The following is a 20,497-nucleotide window of genomic DNA, read 5'->3' on the forward strand; positions in this document are numbered from 1 at the left end:
ACCTCACCACCTTGTGTTAATATCGCCATTTTCGATGGATGATCCAGATAATATTATCCATAAGATGGTAAAATGAATTTATAACAGTCTACAGAGGAAAAATAGGTTACAATTTCAAAGACTTTTTGCACTGAAATCATAGTATGCATTTTGTTAAGTTGGAAAACTACTCTTCCTTCATTTTTAGGCATTTTAGAGCTTGGCTGGTGTTTTGCTGGTGCATCCATTTTTAACTCTTTTATATCGAAGTGTACGTTCTTTATTTCAATAAAAAATATTATTTTAACATTATATTCATTTAAACATAGAGACAAGCCTTATAATATAAGACTTGTCTCTAAAGTAGTATAGATAACATATCGGGTCTCTGGCTAGATATTAAATACGTTTAAATCCCAAGCAACTTATCTCCTTTGAGTTCATCGGCACTCCAAGCAATAATGGCAAAGTTTCCACCTGAATGTTCATCTACCTTGTTAATCCATTCGATCTCATGACTAGCCTTTGCCGACAGAAGTTGATTCGTTGTTCCTGTGTGATAGAGTGATGAGTTAATGACCCACCATTTAGTCGCAATGCCTGCACGTTTCAAATCTTCTTCGAGCCGCAACGCTTCATAGACAGGTGTGGCTTCGGCAAGCGTAACAATGATGACCTCGGTTTCATCCGCATTACGGAGGCGCGGTAGAAGATTTTTCACAGATTCAGGAATGTCACCCTGTGAACGTTTGATCTCCTTATGATAGCTCTGGGTAGAATCCAGCAACAGAAGCGTGTGCCCGGTCGGCGCGGTGTCAATGACAACCACTTGATCTTCCGCTTTTTCCACGATTTGGGCAAAAGCTCTGAACACAGCAATTTCCTGCGTACAAGGAGAGCGCAAATCTTCCTCGATATAGGCTATATCCTCCTCAGCCATCGTTTCTCTGGCCTTGGCCAGCACTTCCTCTTGATATTTTTTTAGTTCAGCGTGCTCGTCGATATGGCTCATGGTAATACCACTGGTTTCATTGATCACGAATTTGAGATGTGCCGCAGGATCGGTGGTCGTAAGGTGTACCTTTTTACCTTTTGCGGATAACCCCATGGCTATTGCTGCTGCAATGGTCGTCTTACCGACGCCGCCTTTGCCCATCGTGAGAATAACCTTTTTATTGGAGTTGTAAAGGTTATCAATCACATCTTTAAGCTGGAGGATGGTTTGAGCCTGAAGCTTTTCTTCACGGCCACTATAATTATCCTGGGTCAGCAATGCCCTCACATTATCCATTCCTGTAATGTTATAAGCTCTGAGCGGCACAGTGTAAGTAACAAAGTTCTGTAAACCCTGTGGCATCTCTGTGAGTGCCCTCTGCTGCTTGTGATACAGACTCTCAGAAATATGATCATCATACGAGCTTAGCACACCGTTAATAATCATCATCTGATTGTTGACGCCAATATCCGCAAGCTCTTCAGATGCTCTTGCTGCCTCTTTAAGAGGTGTCTCTTCGGGACGAGAAACAAGAATGAGTGTTGTTAATTTACCGTCAGCTAAGGTTTCAACTGCCTTTTTATAAATCTCTTTTTTGCTCTCCAATCCAGATAGCTGTCCCAAGCAGGATGCGCCGTGGGTGCTTTCACTAATAAAATTGCTCCATGCGGAAGGAAGTTGCAGCATTCTGAGGGTATGTCCTGTTGGTGCCGTGTCAAAAATAATATAATCGTATTCTTTTTGCATCTTTTCATCCGTTATAAAGTTTGAAAACTCATTAAAAGCAGCTATTTCAACCGTACAGGAACCGGACAACTGTTCCTCCATATTATTGAGCACAGCGTCAGGTAATTTGCCTCGGTAAGGAGCGATCACACTTTCCCGGTAATCCGCTGCCGCTTGAACTGGATCAAGATTAGCAACCACAAGATTAGGCACTTCTTTAATGGGAACACCCTGATTCGTGAGCTCCATGTTAAAAACGTCTTGCAAGTTTGATGCTGGATCAGTGCTGATGAGAAGCACCTTTTTGCCGTTGTCTGCGAGATTGACTGCGGTAGCACAAGCCGTTGAGGTTTTACCTACGCCGCCTTTGCCTGTATAAAAGAGATATTTCGTAAGTTTTATTTTCAGTGGATTAAATATTTCCATCTTTAACAACAGCTCCCGTCCGAACAACCACATCCCCCTGAACTTTTCTGAATAACTTTAAAGGCGTTGGGTTGCTCACCCAAAAAGTGACTTGGAATATCGAGGAGCTTCGCGAATTCCTCATTACTAGGGTATCTACCTGTAATTATGATTTCGCCCTCTAAAACGATAGCCGGCAGTTGGTCAACCCCTTTGGTATTGAGAAAATCATTGACCACCTTATTGTTCACAAACTCCATGGGCGCATTGGTAAGATTAAAACGGTCAACCTCAACTCCATTTTTCTTGAGTGCATTGAGAACGGCTGAAATTCGAAGCAATTCAGTGTCAACACCGACCCCACATAGACCCGTAGAACAGCACATTGCTGGTTCAAAGATTTGCATTTTCTTCATTAAAATCGCTCCTTTAATTTATTTTTAGAGAAATAAGCTTATTTGCCTGAAATAGCATCGTTTCTTTATTCGATATTAGCGATTGTCTTGGGAACTCCGTTTTTGTTAAAATATTTTTTCTTAAAGAAAAGAGCGAGGTTGACCAGCGAAATCATAACCGGTACTTCAATGAGCGGACCTATAACTGCAGCAAAAGCTTGGTCTGAAGAAATCCCGAAAACTGCAACTGCAACCGCAATAGCAAGCTCGAAATTATTGCTGGCCGCTGTAAAAGAGAGCGTTACGGTCTGTTCATAATTTATGCCTTGCCTATAAGACATATAAAAGCTGATTAAGAACATAATCGCAAAATAGATTAAAAGAGGAATAGCAATTCGAACAACATGAAGCGGCAAAGCAACAATAAACTGCCCTTTTAAGATGAACATCACGATAATGGTATACAATAAGGCAATCAAGGCGAGTGGCGAGATTTTGGGAATAAATACGTTTTCATACCAGTCTTTGTCCTTAACCCTTAACAGAATAAACCGTGTTAGAAATCCAGCAGCGAAAGGAATGCCTAAGTAAATCAAAACGCTCTTGGCAACATCCCCAATCGAAACATTAACGACTTGCCCTCCCCAGGAGAGTCCCAACCATTGGGGTAAGACGGTGACAAAGATATAGATATATACCGAATAGAATATAATCTGAAATATTGAATTTAAAGCAACCAAGGCAGCGCAATATTCATTATCGCCTTCGGCCAGTGTATTCCAAACAATAACCATGGCAATACAGCGTGCAAGCCCAATAATGATTAGCCCGATCGCATAGTTAGGCATATCAGGCAAGAACAATACCGCAAGTGCGAACATCAATAGTGGACCCACAATCCAGTTTTGGATTAAGGATAGTGCGAGCACCTTCTTGTTCTTGGCCACCTTACCGATTTCTTCGTACTTTATTTTGGTCAACGGAGGATACATCATAATAATTAGACCGATGGCAATGGGCCAGGAAATCGTGCCAGTGCTCATACTTTCTAAGGTCTTCGCGACATTCGGAAAGAGGACCCCCCCTAAAATTCCAATCCCCATGGCTAGAAAGATCCATAAGGTTAGAAAGCGGTCAAGAAAAGATAGCTTGGCTGTGTTTTTAGCACTCATGATTGCAACCTCCGACATTATAATTATCTACTTTTCTTGTAATATCATTGAGCAAATTCTTCGCAGTTTCACATCCTGCCGTGCTTAAAGAATAGTGCATCCATTTTCCTTCACGGTGACTGTCTACAAGTCCTGATTCACAAAGTATCTTCATGTGGTGAGATAAGGTGGATTGCCCGATATTCAGATCCTCTAAAATCTCGCAAGCACACCTCTCAGCACTTTGTAACATTTCAATGATCATCAACCGATTCGGATCGCAAAGCGCTTTAAACACTTTCGCATTACTTTCATAATTATTTTTCATAGGACTATCATCACCTCAAATCTATCTTCATCGATATGTTCTATGGTTAATTATAGGTATTGTATCGAAGAATATCAATATGTTTTAAGGATCTTTTAAAAATAATTTTTGTGATCTTAGTCAAAATAATTTGGCAAGAATAAAAAGAGCATCCAAGCAATTTACTCAAATCACTTGGTAACCCTTATTTAATCTGCTTTTATTCAAATTTCTTAAACATCTTTTCAAAATATGAGTAAAGCCATTATAATCAAAAAAGCTAGAGCCTCAATCGTGATGAGAGCCTAGCTTAATTATGGGAGGTTCTTTAATTTCTTTCTTGCGAAGTAGTCGCCTTTGGGTAATTTCTCTATTAGCTTTGAGGTTTTTCAGCTGAGTGGCACGACAACCCTTTGGCATCGTTGAGCCTAGGGGTTCAAGCCCAACCGTTTGGAGAATTTCCTCCACGATTTGATTTTCGTCTTTCAAATCCTTCACTCCTTTCTAAAGAAAACCCGGCTTTCGCCGAGCTTTGCGATAAAGAAGACTTGGCCAGCGCCAAAGTGATGGCCTTAGTCGCCTTATCCTGCCGGACTTAACTTACTTGCATCGTAGGATAAAGAAGACTTGGCCAGCGCCAAAGCGATGGCCTTAGTCGCCTTATCCTGCCGGACTTAACTACTTGCATCGTAGGATAAAGAAGACTTGGCCAGCGCCAAAGTGATGGCCTTAGTCGCCTTATCCTGCCGGACTTAACTTACTTGCATCGTAGGAAAGCGAAAACCGCTGGTTGCACTTAGAGTTTATCTGCCCCCAAATTTATACTTTCTTACGAAAATGGACTACATTTTCATACCTCCCTGTGAATCGGCAGGTTCATGGAAGTTTCTGTTAGTAAAAAAAAATGAGGGGGAGCATTTCACTCCCCTTTATATAGTGGGAAGGCATGAACAATTCTTATTGTAAACTCTCTCTGTAAACTACTCAAATCCCCAACCCTGTTCACCCAAAGAATTTATTTGAGCCTCAAAAACTTCTCTGCTTTTTCTTTTTAGAAAACCCTGTTTAGGAATTTCATTAGAATCTACAATCAAATATTCCCATTTTTGCATTTTATCTTCTCCTCCTCAGCTCATCGTGACAAGAAAATATCATAAAACAATGGGATACACTTCCCCAAATCGCATTAATAATCTGTTCCTCTAACTTTATTATAAAAGGATAACATTAAGTTAAAATAAATGTTTTGTAAGACATATGTTACTTTTTTAGAGAATAAAGAAAACCCGACTTTCGCCGAGCTTCAGCGAGAATGAAAGCCGCTGGTTGCACTTATACTATCTGCCCCAAAATTTATACTTTCTGTTAGTATAAAGAAAACTTGGCTTGCGCCAAGCCTCTAGCGTAGGCGGAAGCCTTAGTTGCACTTATGCTATCTGCCCAAAACTTATACTTTCTGTTAGTATAAAGAAAACCCGGCTTTCGCCGAGCTTTGCGATAAAGAAAACTTGGCTAGCACCAAGCCCTAGCGAAGGTGGTAGCCCTAGTTGCCTTATCCTGCCGGACATAAATACATGCATCGTAGGATATAGAAGACTTGGTCAGCGCCAAAGCGGTGACCTTAGTCGCCTTATCCTGCCGAACTTAACCGCATTCATCGTAGGAAAGCGAAACCGCTGGTTGCACTTAGAGTTTATCTGCCCAAAACTTATACTTTCTGTTAGTATAAAATAAAGACCTTGAACCTCTTGCGGTTCAAAGTCTTTCATTCCTTTTTTAACTTAATTTAAATCTTCTCGTTTTCCGGCTACAATATAGAGCACTTCTTCCGAGATGTTCGTACAATAATCTCCCGCTCGTTCTAGAGCCCGAGCTGCAAACAAAAGGTAAGTAGATTGATGGATCTTCTTCGGATCTTCAATCATTAAAATCAGCAACTCACTAAAAATCTGGTTATAAAGATGATCTACGATGTCATCCTTCGCCGCCATAGCCAGCGCTTCCTCAGTATTTTCATTTTTACCTGCCATTAGGCCTTGGGTAATCATTTCGCGGACAAGTTCCACCATACGTGGTAAATCAATAAGCGGTTTAATTAACTTTTCGTTACCAATACGCAAAGAAAGTTTGGCGAGATCGACTGCTAAATCGCCTATGCGTTCAAGATTAATTGAAATTTTGAAATTACCTACAATCTTACGCAAATCCTTGGCAAAGGGTTGTTGTGTAGCAATGAGGAGCATACATTGCTCTTCAATCTCCGCTTGCAATTCATTAACTTGCAGATCACCAGTAATGACTTGGTTCGCCAACTCTAAATCTTGTTTATCTAGGGAAGTCATTGCGTCTTTAACCTGGCTCCTGGCCATATCCCCTAAACGAAATATTTTCTCATTCAAGTCATCTAAAGCTTGATCAAATAATTGTCGTGTTGGCACACTAGATTCCTCCCTTATCAACCGAAACGGCCGGAAATATAATCTTCGGTTCTCTGATCCGCCGGTCGCGTGAATAATACCCCTGTCTCATCTGTTTCAACAAGCTCTCCGCTTAAGAAAAAAGCCGTTTGGTCAGAAATTCGTGAGGCTTGATGCATATTATGCGTGACAATAACGATCGTATACTTTAATTTTAATTGACCAATTAATTCTTCAATCTTCATTGTCGAAATCGGATCAAGTGCCGAGGTTGGCTCATCCATTAAAAGTACTTCTGGCTCCACTGCCAAAAGCCGCGCTATACACAATCTTTGTTGCTGTCCGCCAGAGAGTCCCATCGCACTCTTGTGTAAGCGATCTTTTACCTCGTTCCATAAAACGGAACCTTTAAGGCTAACCTCAACAATTTCATCTAAATGAGCTTTAGACGTTTCGCCATGAATTCGTGGTCCGTAAGCAACATTTTCATAAATCGACTTTGGAAAGGGATTTGGACTTTGAAAGACCATGCCGACCCGTTTCCGTAAAAGCGAAATATCAGTAGCATCATTATAAATATCTTGGTCATCAATTCTAATTTTACCTAAGATTTTAACATTAGGCAAAAGGTCATGCATACGATTTAAGCTGCGGATAAAGGTTGACTTTCCACACCCTGACGGTCCAATTAGCGCCGTAACACTCCGCTCAGGCATCTTGAGACTAATGTTTTTTAACGCCTGATTGTCACCGTAGAAGAGATCCAGGTTCTCAACAACGATTTTATCCCTCATAAATAGACTCCTTTATTCATCTTTGCCAAGTCGTCTCTGCATCCAACGACTTGGTAAGGCGAGTAATAAATTAAAAACCAGCACCATGATAATCAACAACGCCGCAGTTCCATCCGCAATGGCGTCAGCATTTGTACCTGGCAATGGATTGGCCTTAACTGCATATAAGTGAACAGCTAAAGTCTCTCCTGCTGCCATTGGGTTGGTATCGAAAAGATAACGAGAGACATTCATCCCTGCTGTAAAGATCAAAATCGCAGTTTCCCCTAAAGCCCGTCCTGCAACGAGCGTAATTCCGGTAATAATCCCGGGTAACGCCGTTGGAAGAACAACCTTACGTATAGTTTGCCACATCGTGGCCCCCAGAGCAAGACTTGCTTCACGATAACTTGAAGGGACAGAGCGTAAGGAATCTTCCGTTACACGTACAAGAATAGGTAAATTCAAGAGGGCTAAGGTTGCTGCTCCTCCGAGAATTGAATAACCCAATCCCAGTAGATTCACAAAGATAATCATACCAAATAATCCAAATACAATTGAGGGTACGCTAGCCAAACATTCCACGCTCAGTCGAATTAAATCCGTCAGCTTGTTCTGGGGGGCGTATTCCGCTAAATAGATGCCCGCTCCAATCCCGATGGGTAAAGAAAAGAGAAGTGATAGAAAGAGGATATAAAATGAATTAAAGAGTTGAGCCCCCACTCCATCCGGACCCGTAAGAAATTGAAGATTGAGGTAGGGTAGTCCACGGCCTAAGATATAGACTAAAAACCAGACGAGCAACCCAATGATCATCAATGCAGCTATCCAAAGCACTCCCGTCGCCAATTTATCCATTTTTTTAGGGTTCATTGGGCAGCCCCCTTCCTAGCTGCGAGACGTACGAGAATAATGAGGATGAGGGAAATCAGCAAAAGAATTAAGGCCATTAAAAATAAAGCATTATTCCAAGTCGAAGCAAAAGGAGTATTTCCCATCTCCATCACAATATTACTCGTCAACGTTGAAGTCGGACTCACCAACGAATCTGGGAATTTCGATGAATTACCTATGACCATTTGGACAGCCATGGTCTCGCCAATCGCTCGAGCCATCGCTAAAATCAGGGCCGTTAGTATGCCTGGTGATGCTGCTGGAACTAAAACTCTCCAGATCGTCTGCCAACGAGTTGCTCCCAACGCTAACGAAGCTTGCTCATAGGTATCAGGCAACGAACGCAGGGTATCTTCAGTAATGCTAATGATGGTAGGAAGAATCATAATCGACAGCACTATACCACTGGCTAGCAATCCAAACCCAGTAGGTGAACCGGTCGTTTTGCGTATGAAACTGACCAGAAGCGTAATTCCGACGTAGCCATACACCACTGAAGGAATACCTGCGAAGAGATCTGTAGCCGGGCGCATGATCTGCCTTACCCGAGACGGAGCAATCTTCGCCATAAATACAGCGCCGGCTAGGCCTAAAGGTCCTCCGATCAGTATAGCAATCAAGGTTGAAGCAAGGGATCCCGTGATAAATGTAAGCGCTCCAAAATTTCCGTTACTAGGATTCCATAGGCTACTTGTGAAAAATTCAACTACACTTACTTGACGGAAGGTAGCTAGCCCTTGATTCCCCACAAACCAGATAATCGAGATAATAATCAATGAGACCAGAACTGCACTTGCAATAAAAAGATAGCGAAACAAACGATCATTAAAATAAACCATGGACCTACTTCGAGGCAAAATTCCCACCTCCATCGAATACATGTACTAATCTACTTTAGCTTGCCTCTGTTAAGCCCGAATTAAACAATTGTAAAGTCTATGTTAAAAATCCTAACCTCCTGTTAAGATTCGACATCTCAACAAGGGGTTAGGATTTTATTTCCTGGGTTTTTAAGTTTTTGGTTTACTATTCAATCTATGATATTTAATTATTTTTTCATTTTGCTTACAGGGATAAATCCAGCTTTTTCAACATTTGTATTTTGGAAATCTGCACTCATGATATAGTCGAGATAAGCTTTAACTGTTCCTGTAGCTTCACCTTTCGTATACATGTGTCCATAAGAATAGATTGGATATTGTCCATTGATGACTGCATCTGCAGTATAGGCAACACCATTGTATTTCAGAGCTTTAATCGTATCTTTTAAATAAGCAGCATCGATGTATCCGATAGATCCAGGCGTTTGCGCTACACCTGTGATCAAGTTACCTGTGGAATCTTGAGCGGTAGCAGCTGTTGTGAAATCTTTGCCACCCATAACAACTTTGCTAATGGTTGCCCGAGACCCGGAAGAAGCAGCACGCCCAATGATAGTAATTTTCTCATCTTTACCGCCAACATCTTTCCAGTTTGTGATTTTACCCGTGTAGATATCGGTCAATTGAGCTTGGGTCAAATCATCCACGGTAACATCTTTGTTGACAATGTTAAGGAACGGTTCAACAGCAACTTGATGATCAACTAAGCCTTTATCTTTTGTGTCGGGACTAGAATCTGCAGTTACATCAGAGTTTCCGATTTCAACAGAGCCACTTGCAACATTGTTCAATCCAGTAAAGGATCCACCACCACTGATGTTAACTTGTACCCCTGCATTTTTCTTCATAAAGTCATCAGCAGCAATTTTAGCAAGGGGTTGCAGCGCAGTAGAACCTGCAGCCGTAATTGTTTTCTTGTCAGTTGTAGCAGCCGTATTTCCTGCTTGAGGAGCTGCAGCTTGTCCACAACCCGAAAGGGCTAATAAAGCGACTAAGGCTGTGCTAACGATAGCAATTCTGGACTTGTTTTTAAACATGTTTTGATTTCCTCCTTAAATTTGGTGGTTTTAAATTCATGCGAAGCAATATCACAAATGAATTATAGTTAATCTTTGTTAATTAACCATGAATTAAACGTAAAGGGTGTGTTAATTTTTCGGGGGTTGGCTCGAAGCGAAACGATAGCCTATACCTCGTACGGATTCAATGACTGGGCCCAGAGATTTGAGCTTGCTCCGTAAATTACTGATATGAACATCAACAGTTCGCGTATCGCCACTCGTTTGATAACCCCAAATCTTTTGCATGAGATATTCTCGGCTAAAGACTTGATTCGGACGTTTGAGGAAAATATGCAACAGTTCAAACTCCTTAGCGGTTAGATTCATGTTCTCCCCTGCTACGGTAGCGATATAGCTATCTAACCAAAGTTCTAGTTCGCCCCAGACGATGGATTTTTCCCTCTCTGGGCCACTATTACGCTTACCCTCACGAAATCTGGCCTTTACCCGCGCGACTAATTCCCGCGTACTAAAAGGCTTGGTCACATAATCATCTGCCCCTAATTCGAGCCCAATCACTTTATCTGCCACTTCATCTCTCGCGCTCAACATTATTATGGGTAGATTTGCGCTTTCCTTATTCGCTCGAATCGCTTTGCAGACTTCGTAGCCATCCAGCTCAGGTAACATAACATCTAACATCACTAGATCCGGATGCTCTGCATATACCATCTCCAATCCTTTTTTCCCATCCCCGGCTACTTTAACATCATACCCTTCCCTTGCCAGATTATAAGTCACCAGTTCTTGAATTTCTTGTTCGTCTTCAATCAACAAAATCTTAGGCATTAGACGTCCCTCCCGCCGGTTGGAGTATTAAGCATTGAAATCAGTTTATTCTTCTCATGTTAACTCAAAATGAAGCATACGTTAATTTATTGTTAATGTTGTGTTAATCCTCTGCGTTAAGGTTTGATTTTATGAATTTTTTTACCTGAGCTTTACATTCCTTTAATTATTCCTAACACCTCGCTAATATTGAATTTACTTTAAAAGTATAAACTTTTAAATGTAAATAGTAAAAGAGAGGTATGACATGAGCAAAGAAAATTTCCCTGCACTGGTAAAGATGACAAAGTTCTTTTTAGCTCCCATGGCTCCGCTGCAGTATTTTTTAGACACACCTGGAGTGAGTCATGACTACTTTCTCCGTCAAGCTTATGAGGTATTAACACTCGACGGGAAAGAGGATGTCCGGACATTTTTCCAACCTTATCACGCTCAAATTCGTAAAGGCTTATTCTGGGCTGATCGGGGTTGGAAAAATGTCTGTCATTTTTACGCTAACCCAGAAAAGTCGGGAAGTACCCACTGGCCTGGAGCAACTGCTGAAGCTCAATATTACTTCAATCATGCCCTATCTTATTTTCCGCAAGATGTATTAAAGGGAATGTTTTATTTTGGTGCTTCACTTCATATCATTCAGGACATGACTGAACCTCATCACGCTGTAGGATCTGTTTTCGATGGGCATCAAGAATTTGAAAAATGGGTGACTCAGCATTGGGAAGATTACTCAGTTAATCAAGGAGGGATATATCCCCATTTCACGCATCCCAGTCAATACGTTGAGTCTAATGCCCAGCAGTCAGCCTCCTATTACTCTTTAGTTTCCACTCATGCCCATTGTAATGAAGAAACTTATAAGGATGCGGCGCAAGACATAATTCCTTTGACAATCAAAACGACTGCGGGATATTTAGATTTCATGAAAAATCAACTTCAAGGTGTAATTTTAAGACTTCAATAGTTACCCGTAAGTACTAAAGGGGATTAAATATGAACAAAGTTCCACACTATAACCCACCTCATGAAAAGCAGTTATATCAACTTCTCCGCGACGGACATTCCATCTGGGTCCTATACTTAGATATTGTTAAATTTCATGAAGTAGAGTTTCGACGAGGTTATAAAACCTGTAATCGAATTCTCGAAGAAGTTGAAAAAGAAATTAATCAGACCCTTCGGCAACAAGCTCATCACTTTAAAACAACTCTACTTGAATGCAGGGGAGGAGATGACTTTGTTGTCTATTTTGTACCCCATGCTAAGACAGCCTTTGATTTTAAACCCTTTATTGATCCCTGGCTTCCTTCCCTTCAGAACAGAATTAACACGCACATACAGGAATTCGTGAGCGAGAATATCCGCATTCGCGCCGGATTTGTAGAGTGTAAAGCTCAACCCACAAGGAGTGCAGATTATTTGCTTTATAACGCCGTGAAGGAAGCTTTCCGCTTAAATAAATCAGAACCTGATCCCCACTATGATGAGCGCAAGGACGAGATTCGTCAATTATTGATCGATCCGGAAAAACATTTGACTTCAGCCTATCAACCTATCTTAAATATCAAAAACGGCGAAGTATTTGGCTTTGAAGCCTTAGCCCGGATGAAGGGCACTACTCATTTCTCAAACATCGCCGAACTTTTTCCGTTTGCTGAGAAAATTGGGGAACTCTACCCGATTGAAACCTTATGCCGGCGAAGCGCTATCTTAAACTCCTCTAATGTTCTAACTCCTCAAGAATTTTTATTTCTTAACGTCGATCCTCAAATTCTAACCGATCCAGACTTCGCCTCGGGCCAAACCCGTAAACTTCTCGCTCAGAGAAATTTGACTCCTTCCAGTGTCGTACTTGAAATTACGGAACGAAGCGCTATTCAAGATTTTTCAACCTTCCGTGAAGCCTTGGAACACTATCGAAATCAGGGCTACCTTATCGCTCTAGATGATGTCGGGACAGGATACTCCTCTTTACAATCGATCGCTGAACTTCACCCTGATTTTCTGAAGATTGATCGTTCGCTGATTCAATCCATCCATACTGATCCGACGAAATGGGCCTTGCTCGAAACTTTTAGTACCTTTTCCCACCGAATTGGATGTCACCTTCTCGCCGAGGGAGTCGAAACTGTAGAGGAAATGAGGACGGTTGTTCAATTGGGTGTGGATTACGTTCAAGGCTATTTTGTTGCCCGCCCATCCTTTGAACGACCTGAAATCAATCCTGAAAGTCTGCAATTGGTAAAAAAACGACACAAAGTGGAAGTCAATGAGGGAAATACCGTCCTTTCGTTGGTCGAACCCCTCCCTCTCTTCGCCCCCGAATCTTCCGTTCGTTTAGTTGATGAATATTTCCGAACTCATCCTAATATCTGGTTTATTGGAGTCAGCGAACAAGAACGAATTGTCGGGGTAATTCATCGTGATAAATTTTATTCTTCGCTAGGAACCCGATACGGAGTTAGCCTTTATTCAGAACGTCCGATCACCCTGCTTATGGATAAAAACCCCCTGATCATCGAAGATAATACGCCGATTGAAGTTGCTTCGAGCATTGCCATGTCCCGCTCCGATGCTCAACTCTACGATGGGCTCGTCGTTATTCACCAGCAGATGGCGGTTGGCATGGTCAATGTTGCTTCTCTTATCAAGGCTATGTCTGCTACGGCGATCAAGATTGCGCAAGGAGCAAATCCTTTAACCGGTCTACCCGGAAATATTACAATCGAACAAGAAATTCAAAAAAGGATTAATAATAACAATCCGTTTACCCTCATTTACGCAGACCTCAACCATTTTAAACTTTATAACGATTCCTTTGGATTCCAAAAAGGAGATATTGTGATCAAAATATTGGGCGAAATTTTGCTCACAATAGCTGATTCCTTCCATGAGCAAACCTTTGTCGGCCACATCGGTGGGGATGATTTTTTGTTAATCACGGAGGACCCCCACCTTAAGGAACTCTGTCAAGAAATTATTTCGGAGTTCACATTGAAAACCGAGCATATGGTTGGAGCAGAACAACTCAGTGTCGCTTTAGCTGCCCTCATCCTGCCAGGGAATCATTCCTTAAATCCCGCTGAAATAGCGGAACATTCCGCTCATCTCAAAAAAAAGACTAAATCTATTCCAGGAAATGCCTATCGTATTGAGCCTCTTCACATTACCTAATGCTGGTGTAATAAACCAAATCATCAACCTCTTTTTTGATCAAATTAGAGAAGGGACTGGCATCTATGGTCGGATTTCGGCATTGGAAAACCGCTTCGAAAATCATTTCTCTGGTTGTCCTTATGATTCTATTTATGGTAGGTTTAAGTTTTACAGGTTACTCTTATTATCTTCAGGCCAAACAAGCCATGAATTCAATTTACTCTAATTCGACCCTTTCTATTAAACTTTTGAGCGACGCCGAGAACAGTTCGAAAAGCTCTGAACTATCCATGACCCAAGCTCTTCTCGCTTCAACCGAATCAGGCAAACAACGCACACTATTAACAGAAGCCAATATCTCCGCAGCTCTAGGTGAAGAAGCACTTGGAAAATATCAGGCGATGAATCTCGAACCTTACGAAACTCAGCGTCTAACCCGCTTAGAAGAACTTTCGACCCAAATGAAGACAGAACGGCAAAATATTTTCACCCGAATTGACACCGAAAACCCAGCTCAGATCTATCAGGACTATCAAACAAAGACCTCAGTAAGTTTAACCGAAATTAATACAATCTACACTGAGTTACTGGAATTTAACACCCAAAAAGCTGGATCGACAATTGCAAGAGATAATCTTAATTTTGCCCGAGCTGAAAAAGTTCTATTTGGACTTCCCCTCGCAGCTGGTCTTATCGCTTTACTTTTAGGATTATGGTTATCTCGTTTAATTTCAAAACCCTTGAAGCTGATCCTCAAGACTGTTGAAGAGATTGCTGAAGGGAATTTAGATATTAAGCCCCTAACGGGTCAAGCCCGGGACGAAGTAGGACGACTCGCTGACGGAGTGAACAAGATGTTAGAAAGTCTTCAGTATCTCGTCAACCGTGTCGTTCATTCCGCACAACGCGTAGCCGATTCCTTAGACCAGCTCCTCTTCGTAACAGAACAAACGGCCCTGACCTCAGAGCAAATGGCCGCCTCAATCGATCATGTCGCCACAGGAACGGCTAGACAATCGACCGCTCTTAACAGCACCTTAAGCAGTGTAGAAGAGATTTCTTTAACCGTTCATTCAATTGCCCAACATAGTTCAAGCATCACTAAGCTTGTCGAACAAACAGAAAACACAGCTCAACAGGGTCAAAAAACTGTCGGACAAGCGGTGAATCAAATGGCTCATATTGGTCAAGGGACAAAGCTTGTCCAAGCGGCCATTCAGAAATTATCGCAGAGTTCACATCAAATTTCAGATATTACGGAAGTCATTTCTGGAATCGCCGGTCAAACGAATCTACTGGCTCTCAATGCAGCAATTGAAGCAGCACGGGCGGGCGAACACGGTCTTGGTTTCTCCGTTGTCGCTGCAGAGGTCCGTAAGCTTGCCGAGCAAACGGAAGGGGCAACTCATGAAATTGTTTCTCTGATTCAAGAAAACGAAAATAACTTACAAAATGCGATTAAGGCAATGCAAAATGAAGCGATCTTAGTCACTGAAGGAATTGAAGTCGTAGATCATGCAGGGGAAGGATTTACTGACATAACCGAGCTTATTCAAAACGTCGTAAGTGAAATTCAAGAAATCACACGCTCGATCTATAACATCTCGACCTCAAGTCAAAAGGTCACAACCTCAGTTCGTGATGTCGATGAAGTCAGCAGAGAGACGGCTGCTCAGGCTCAAACCGTTTATGCCGGAATCGAAGAACAAAATGCTACTCTTGAAGACTTAAAAATGGCAAGTCTCAGCCTCTCAGAATTGGCTCAAAACCTTCAACAGGAAATGAACCGTTTTCATCTCGCGGCAAAGGATACGACAGATGCCACAGATAGCCCGGATACTACAGAAACACAAGAAATGAATTGAATAAGGAAAACAAAAAAGCACCTATTTCTTCTGCTTCTAAGCGTGGAAAAGGTACTTTTTTCGTTACTCAATCTTTGATGGAATACAGGATTGTCTTTTTTTATTTTACTTCAAAATCACATTCTTCAAGCGGGATCATTTTCGTTTTATGTTTGATTTTATAAGCTAACCAAACAATGAAGAACAATACCAGGCCAATATATGATACAAGCATCGAGTTCCAATCAATTCCGTTAGCTGAAAATGCTTGGTAGCCTTTCATAGGAAAAATATGGTACAATTATAAAAAAATCATTAGATAATAATTAAGCTCCAATAAGTGCAAACGTCAAGAAAAACTTTTATTGTAGTGTTTATACCAATAAGTAACGTTTTATACACATCATTCATATTTTTTGAACATAGGAATGATGTAGTTCCTTTCTTAAATTTGATGATAGATTAAATCAAGTTCAGTGAATAAAAATTAAAGCTACAAATTTCTCCCCCTTACTACAGTCCTTACTCTAGTAAGAATATGTGCAATAAAATCAAGTCATTATTTTTGGGGGTATGCCAATAAAAGAGAGGAGGGAACTTGTTGAGTTTTTTAGTATATCTACTTCCAATTTCTTGTTTCTATTTTGTAAATAATCTAGTTACTATTATTCAAAAGGTACATAAGGATGACTCAAATCTCGTTTTCAATACGCTCGGTGCAACATTGGGGCTTCTTTTAATAGTCTTAGCAATTATTTTTGCTCGATAATAGATTACGCTAATATTTCTAATTTCCATCGTATTTTTTCTTGCCCTCCACGTTTTTAGAAAACGTGACAATAATGTTCCTAAATCCTTCACCTATTATTCCAAATGTCTAATTCACGTACTGACAGGATTACAAAGGAGACCCTGACGGATCTCCTTAGAAAAGTGCTAATTAATAGGTGGTATTCGAGCTAACTCCTGGAGTTTGTGGCCTTACTAAATCGATTTTTCCTGCAGCTACCGACATCGTCATATTGATTTTAGTCTTAGCCGAGTCATAATTGGGGCTCAACCATTCTTTATCCTGCAAAAATAGGCCGTCTCCAGCAAAATTAGTACTGTTCGTAAATCCACTGACCTTAATTTTGAGCCCCACTTGATCGGGAACGACCAACGTAACTTTTGAGGCTCCCGCATTAATATCCGCTTGAGTCGTAGTACCCGTGTCTCCAAAGCGTAATTCGAGCTGGCTTGCCCCACTATTAATATTGAGATTACTAACCCGCAATTGGCTTAAATCCAAGGTTCCGTTAAATGCTCCCGCGTTGATTTCCATTTTTCCATAGTCCACCTGGGGATTAAGCGTAAAGTCCAGCTTACTTTCCCCTTTACCAATTTTTTTCTCGGAATTGAATAGGATATTTAACGCATCACCGTTTCTGGCCCGGGATAGCTTAGGTGCAGCATCAGAGGAAGGAGTTGCATTAGCCGCCCAGTTATAATGTCCGGTAAGCACGTTTTTGGAATCAGAAATTGGCGCTGCCGTATTTAAATTAATGTCTGCACTCCCTAAATTAAGCGTAACATTTGCTTTTTTGATCCCCTGCTCCATCGGAACAACGAGATCCATTGCTCCACCTCCACCCGAACTCAGATGAAACGGTCCTTGATCCTTGCTATGATCGACCCCTGGGACAAAGGAATACCCCACTAGCACGATCAAAAAAACGAGTAGAACCGTACTGAACGGAATCCGTTTATTGAATAAGAGGGCGATCCCACCTAAGATGAAGAGCAGTGGCCAGAGGTCCACGACATTGATCCAAAAACTCCAGGACAGAATTCCATACGTATTGAGGAAAAAAACAATTCCCAAAACGATAAAAAGGAAACCCTGACTCAACGATTCTACTACATGGCGCATTATCTATCCCTCCTCCAGATCATTCCGATTCCAATAATAATGAGAATGATCGGCCACATCTTACCCCAATCAAAGAAGTAATGCGTGAAACGTTCCAATAAAAATAGAATTCCCAGGACGATTAAAGCAATACCTACATATCTCTTCCGACGTCCTGGATCGGCCGACCGTAGATCCTCGGCAAAACCCTGAGCGTTACCCGAAAAATCATGAACGCTCGAACCGATTTCATCCCCTACATTACGTGGATGTCCCCCTATCTGATCCGCTGGATTTAAAGGAATAATCACCCAAGCAATGATATAGGCAGGTAATCCCATCCCCCCCATAAAAATGGTAACCAGGGCAATAAGTCGGATCAACGTCACGTCAATATCAAAGTAATCTGCTAGACCCCCACACACTCCGCCAAATTTTTTATCGACTCCTGAACGATATAGTCTCTCTGTCATGTTTCTTTCCTCCCGAATTGTGTTCTTGTTTTAATCTTAAAATTTGTTTTCATACTTGATATACGCGTAAAGATCTCATAAAGTTTCAGAGGGGATAACAAAATTTTATTGTCTTATTAGAAGAGCGAATCGATGCTCGCCTGGAAGTTAAGTTATTGCACATAACGTTTGAGGGTTCACTACGTCGGGCTTTCTCAAAATGAACGCTTACCCGATGTCGTGAACTCTCTGTTTATATGTCGTTCGCACGTTCTTATACTCTTAGATAACCAGCAGATACTTGTGTTCCTAAGGCATTTGAAATAATCAAAAATTTAACGTGAAATTGTAAATTGAGTAAAGAAGTATTCGATAGCCTTCAGCATGTATTAGGGTATTGATGATTGAATTCGCAATTGCCTTAACAAACGGAGACCGCTTATGATTACAACAATAGTACTACCTTCGTGTCCTATTACACCCAAAGGTAGATTGACATAACCTATGAAGTTTGACACGACAAGCGTAAGAATTACGGCAATCGCAAAAGTAACATTTTGCTTTATAACTCTTATGCTACGCTGACCTAAGGAAATAGCATAGGGAACCTTAGAAATATCATCGGCCATCAATACCACATTAGCGGTTTCTAACGCTATATCTGTTCCGGCTGCTCCCATAGCTATGCCTACTGAAGAAGCGGCTAGGGCAGGAGCATCATTCACACCATCGCCGATCATGGCTACTTTTCCGTGCTCTCCAATGTTTTTTATGATTTCCACTTTTTGTTCCGGCAAGAGTTCGGCATACACTTGGTCAACGCCTGCTTGTTTGCCAATTATTTGAGCAGTTGAAGCATTGTCGCCGGTTAGCATCACGACCTTGATCCCCATCTGTTTAAGCGTTTTTACTGTTTCTTGGGCCTCAGGACGTAGAGTATCTTGAACAGCAGCTAGAAAACCAATCACATCGTTTTCTACATTAACAAAAATGACAGTCTTACCTTGATCCTCTAACTGGCGAACTGTCTTTTTTTCTTGTTCGAATAATGTCAACCCTTCGATCAGATCCATTTTGCCAATTCTACATTCCCGACCATCAACTGAACCATGAATTCCCAGACCTGGTATTGCTTCTAATTTAGTTGTCGGCAATAAGCCAATACTTTTCTCTTTTGCCACACCAAGAATAGCTTTAGCAATCGGGTGTTCTGACCATGTTTCCAGTGAAGCGGCAATACTTATCAACTCATTTTCTGAGTAATTACCATATGTGGCAATATCGGTAACTTTCGGTACCCCTTCCGTTAGCGTTCCTGTTTTATCAAACGCCACAACCCTAAGGTTTCCTATGGCTTCGAGGTAGGCCCCTCCCTTGAATAAGATACCATTTCGGGCTCCATTCGCGATGCCTGACAGGACTGCGGGCATTACAGAGGAAACCAAAGCACAAGGAGATGCTACAACGAGAAAGATCATCGCCCTATAAATTGTTTCGCTCCAAGTCCAGCCTAAAATAAAGGGTGGTACAGTAGCCATTAATACTGCACCTGCAACAACTATCTTGGCATATGTCCGTTCAAAACGTTCCACAAATAATTGACTAGGTGGTCTTTCACTTTGCGCTTCCTGGACTAAATTAATAATTTTAGCTAGTAATGTTGCCTCCGCAGGTTTAGTAACTTTAAAAACCAATGTTCCCTGACCATTCATCGTACCGGCAAAAACCTCGTCACCGGGAGATTTGTCCGTGGGAATTGATTCACCCGTGATGGAAGCTTGATTCACTGCGGAATACCCCTCGTTTACAATCCCATCCGCAGCAATCCTTTCTCCGGGCTTTACTATAAGAATATCTCCCTGTTTTAACTCTTCAACTCGTACTCGTTTTTCTACGTTTCCATCTAAAACTATAGCTTCTTCAGGCCGCAATTTCATTATAGACTCAATTGCATTATTGGTACGCTCCATAGTATAGCCCTCTAAGGCACCACTTAGCGAGAATATAAAGATTAGTATTGCCCCATCTTTCCAATAACCGATGCTAACTGCCCCAATTCCGCCACAACCATAAGTAAATCAACGTCCAATTCTTTTTCCTTGAAAAGAGTCTGCAGTCCCTCCCAAGCTTTGTGATATCCTCCAATGGCATACGCCAACAGGTATAAAAAAATGACAAATCCGGTTTTACCATCCTGACCGTGATACCATGCCAAGATAATAAATCCTAGACAAAGAGCAGTAATAATCACCCCCCCATGCCGACTCCAAACTTTACCCAGTGTTTTATCCGGAATAACCTCAATTACGCTCATCTTTTTTCCCCTTTATTGGAACAAATTTACGACTATCCAAATATGATAGTTGTTATTCCCTCTCAATTAAC

19 protein-coding genes are annotated in these 20,497 nt (G+C 41.4%); 3 read left to right on the forward strand and 16 right to left on the reverse strand.

The annotated features are described in order from the left end of the window. Window positions 1–388: 388 nt before the first annotated feature. The 12 genes from arsA to VM640_RS10720 form a co-directional block, all read right to left on the reverse strand. On the reverse strand, window positions 389–2,125 hold the full coding sequence (arsA, locus tag VM640_RS10665) for an arsenical pump-driving ATPase (RefSeq protein WP_325392065.1): 1,737 nt from the start codon (window positions 2,123–2,125) through the stop codon (window positions 389–391). A gap of 2 nt (window positions 2,126–2,127) precedes the next feature. Next, complete coding sequence (gene arsD, locus VM640_RS10670) at window positions 2,128–2,520, reverse strand: arsenite efflux transporter metallochaperone ArsD (protein WP_325392017.1); 393 nt, start codon at window positions 2,518–2,520, stop codon at window positions 2,128–2,130. 65 nt (window positions 2,521–2,585) lie between these two features. Next, complete coding sequence (gene arsB / locus VM640_RS10675) at window positions 2,586–3,671, reverse strand: ACR3 family arsenite efflux transporter (protein WP_325392019.1); 1,086 nt, start codon at window positions 3,669–3,671, stop codon at window positions 2,586–2,588. Next, window positions 3,661–3,978 (reverse strand): ArsR/SmtB family transcription factor, encoded by a 318-nt coding sequence (locus tag VM640_RS10680; protein WP_325392021.1) that lies wholly within the window; start codon window positions 3,976–3,978, stop codon window positions 3,661–3,663. The genes arsB and VM640_RS10680 overlap by 11 nt, the downstream gene beginning before the upstream one ends. A gap of 267 nt (window positions 3,979–4,245) precedes the next feature. After that, entirely contained in the window at window positions 4,246–4,446 is a 201-nt protein-coding gene (locus VM640_RS10685) for a hypothetical protein (RefSeq protein ID WP_325392023.1), read from the reverse strand. A 491-nt stretch (window positions 4,447–4,937) separates the two neighbouring features. After that, entirely contained in the window at window positions 4,938–5,069 is a 132-nt protein-coding gene (locus VM640_RS10690; RefSeq protein ID WP_325392025.1) for a hypothetical protein, read from the reverse strand. Window positions 5,070–5,738: 669 nt separating this feature from the next. Beyond that, window positions 5,739–6,395 (reverse strand): phosphate signaling complex protein PhoU, encoded by a 657-nt coding sequence (gene phoU, locus VM640_RS10695; RefSeq protein WP_325392027.1) that lies wholly within the window; start codon window positions 6,393–6,395, stop codon window positions 5,739–5,741. Window positions 6,396–6,412: 17 nt separating this feature from the next. Next, window positions 6,413–7,168 (reverse strand): phosphate ABC transporter ATP-binding protein PstB, encoded by a 756-nt coding sequence (gene pstB / locus VM640_RS10700; protein WP_325392029.1) that lies wholly within the window; start codon window positions 7,166–7,168, stop codon window positions 6,413–6,415. Between the two features lie 12 nt (window positions 7,169–7,180). Further along, on the reverse strand, window positions 7,181–8,020 hold the full coding sequence (gene pstA / locus VM640_RS10705) for a phosphate ABC transporter permease PstA (protein WP_325392031.1): 840 nt from the start codon (window positions 8,018–8,020) through the stop codon (window positions 7,181–7,183). Continuing rightward, on the reverse strand, window positions 8,017–8,880 hold the full coding sequence (gene pstC, locus VM640_RS10710) for a phosphate ABC transporter permease subunit PstC (protein WP_414647959.1): 864 nt from the start codon (window positions 8,878–8,880) through the stop codon (window positions 8,017–8,019). Before pstC ends, pstA begins: the two co-directional genes overlap by 4 nt. A gap of 209 nt (window positions 8,881–9,089) precedes the next feature. Continuing rightward, the gene (locus VM640_RS10715; protein ID WP_325392035.1) at window positions 9,090–9,959 is read right to left on the reverse strand and encodes a phosphate ABC transporter substrate-binding protein; all 870 of its coding nucleotides are present in this window, start codon (window positions 9,957–9,959) and stop codon (window positions 9,090–9,092) included. A gap of 111 nt (window positions 9,960–10,070) precedes the next feature. Next, complete coding sequence (locus tag VM640_RS10720; protein WP_325392037.1) at window positions 10,071–10,772, reverse strand: response regulator transcription factor; 702 nt, start codon at window positions 10,770–10,772, stop codon at window positions 10,071–10,073. A 247-nt stretch (window positions 10,773–11,019) separates the two neighbouring features. On the opposite strand from VM640_RS10720, the gene VM640_RS10725 reads away from it, so the two are divergent. From VM640_RS10725 to VM640_RS10735, 3 genes are all read left to right on the forward strand, one after another. Further along, on the forward strand, window positions 11,020–11,733 hold the full coding sequence (locus VM640_RS10725; RefSeq protein WP_325392039.1) for a phospholipase C/P1 nuclease family protein: 714 nt from the start codon (window positions 11,020–11,022) through the stop codon (window positions 11,731–11,733). A gap of 29 nt (window positions 11,734–11,762) precedes the next feature. Continuing rightward, window positions 11,763–13,943 (forward strand): GGDEF domain-containing protein, encoded by a 2,181-nt coding sequence (locus tag VM640_RS10730; RefSeq protein WP_325392041.1) that lies wholly within the window; start codon window positions 11,763–11,765, stop codon window positions 13,941–13,943. 65 nt (window positions 13,944–14,008) lie between these two features. Next, window positions 14,009–15,790 carry a methyl-accepting chemotaxis protein gene (locus tag VM640_RS10735; protein ID WP_325392043.1) on the forward strand — a complete coding sequence of 594 codons (1,782 nt, stop codon included), beginning with the start codon at window positions 14,009–14,011 and terminating at the stop codon, window positions 15,788–15,790. 919 nt (window positions 15,791–16,709) lie between these two features. Here the strand turns inward: VM640_RS10735 and VM640_RS10740 are convergent. From VM640_RS10740 to VM640_RS10755, 4 genes are all read right to left on the reverse strand, one after another. Further along, the gene (locus tag VM640_RS10740; RefSeq protein WP_325392045.1) at window positions 16,710–17,681 is read right to left on the reverse strand and encodes a LiaI-LiaF-like domain-containing protein; all 972 of its coding nucleotides are present in this window, start codon (window positions 17,679–17,681) and stop codon (window positions 16,710–16,712) included. Then, window positions 17,681–18,133 carry a PspC domain-containing protein gene (locus tag VM640_RS10745; protein ID WP_325392047.1) on the reverse strand — a complete coding sequence of 151 codons (453 nt, stop codon included), beginning with the start codon at window positions 18,131–18,133 and terminating at the stop codon, window positions 17,681–17,683. Before VM640_RS10745 ends, VM640_RS10740 begins: the two co-directional genes overlap by 1 nt. Window positions 18,134–18,501: 368 nt before the next feature. Continuing rightward, a complete protein-coding gene (locus VM640_RS10750; protein WP_325392067.1) occupies window positions 18,502–20,169 on the reverse strand; it encodes a heavy metal translocating P-type ATPase in 1,668 nt (555 codons plus the stop codon). Then, entirely contained in the window at window positions 20,124–20,426 is a 303-nt protein-coding gene (locus tag VM640_RS10755; RefSeq protein ID WP_325392049.1) for a hypothetical protein, read from the reverse strand. Before VM640_RS10755 ends, VM640_RS10750 begins: the two co-directional genes overlap by 46 nt. Window positions 20,427–20,497 lie beyond the last annotated feature (71 nt).

This window comes from Desulfitobacterium sp. (genome assembly GCF_035539115.1).
GTDB lineage: Bacteria > Bacillota > Desulfitobacteriia > Desulfitobacteriales > Desulfitobacteriaceae > Desulfitobacterium_A.

Bases quoted from the DNA above. Each gene is read 5' to 3' on its own strand.
- arsA (WP_325392065.1), bottom strand. From the start codon at position 2,125: ATGGAAATATTTAATCCACTGAAAATAAAACTTACGAAATATCTCTTT.
- arsD (WP_325392017.1), bottom strand. From the start codon at position 2,520: ATGAAGAAAATGCAAATCTTTGAACCAGCAATGTGCTGTTCTACGGGT.
- arsB (WP_325392019.1), bottom strand. From the start codon at position 3,671: ATGAGTGCTAAAAACACAGCCAAGCTATCTTTTCTTGACCGCTTTCTA.
- VM640_RS10680 (WP_325392021.1), bottom strand. From the start codon at position 3,978: ATGAAAAATAATTATGAAAGTAATGCGAAAGTGTTTAAAGCGCTTTGC.
- VM640_RS10690 (WP_325392025.1), bottom strand. From the start codon at position 5,069: ATGCAAAAATGGGAATATTTGATTGTAGATTCTAATGAAATTCCTAAA.
- pstB (WP_325392029.1), bottom strand. From the start codon at position 7,168: ATGAGGGATAAAATCGTTGTTGAGAACCTGGATCTCTTCTACGGTGAC.
- pstA (WP_325392031.1), bottom strand. From the start codon at position 8,020: ATGAACCCTAAAAAAATGGATAAATTGGCGACGGGAGTGCTTTGGATA.
- pstC (WP_414647959.1), bottom strand. From the start codon at position 8,880: ATGGTTTATTTTAATGATCGTTTGTTTCGCTATCTTTTTATTGCAAGT.
- VM640_RS10715 (WP_325392035.1), bottom strand. From the start codon at position 9,959: ATGTTTAAAAACAAGTCCAGAATTGCTATCGTTAGCACAGCCTTAGTC.
- VM640_RS10720 (WP_325392037.1), bottom strand. From the start codon at position 10,772: ATGCCTAAGATTTTGTTGATTGAAGACGAACAAGAAATTCAAGAACTG.
- VM640_RS10725 (WP_325392039.1), top strand. From the start codon at position 11,020: ATGAGCAAAGAAAATTTCCCTGCACTGGTAAAGATGACAAAGTTCTTT.
- VM640_RS10730 (WP_325392041.1), top strand. From the start codon at position 11,763: ATGAACAAAGTTCCACACTATAACCCACCTCATGAAAAGCAGTTATAT.
- VM640_RS10735 (WP_325392043.1), top strand. From the start codon at position 14,009: ATGGTCGGATTTCGGCATTGGAAAACCGCTTCGAAAATCATTTCTCTG.
- VM640_RS10740 (WP_325392045.1), bottom strand. From the start codon at position 17,681: ATGCGCCATGTAGTAGAATCGTTGAGTCAGGGTTTCCTTTTTATCGTT.
- VM640_RS10745 (WP_325392047.1), bottom strand. From the start codon at position 18,133: ATGACAGAGAGACTATATCGTTCAGGAGTCGATAAAAAATTTGGCGGA.
- VM640_RS10755 (WP_325392049.1), bottom strand. From the start codon at position 20,426: ATGAGCGTAATTGAGGTTATTCCGGATAAAACACTGGGTAAAGTTTGG.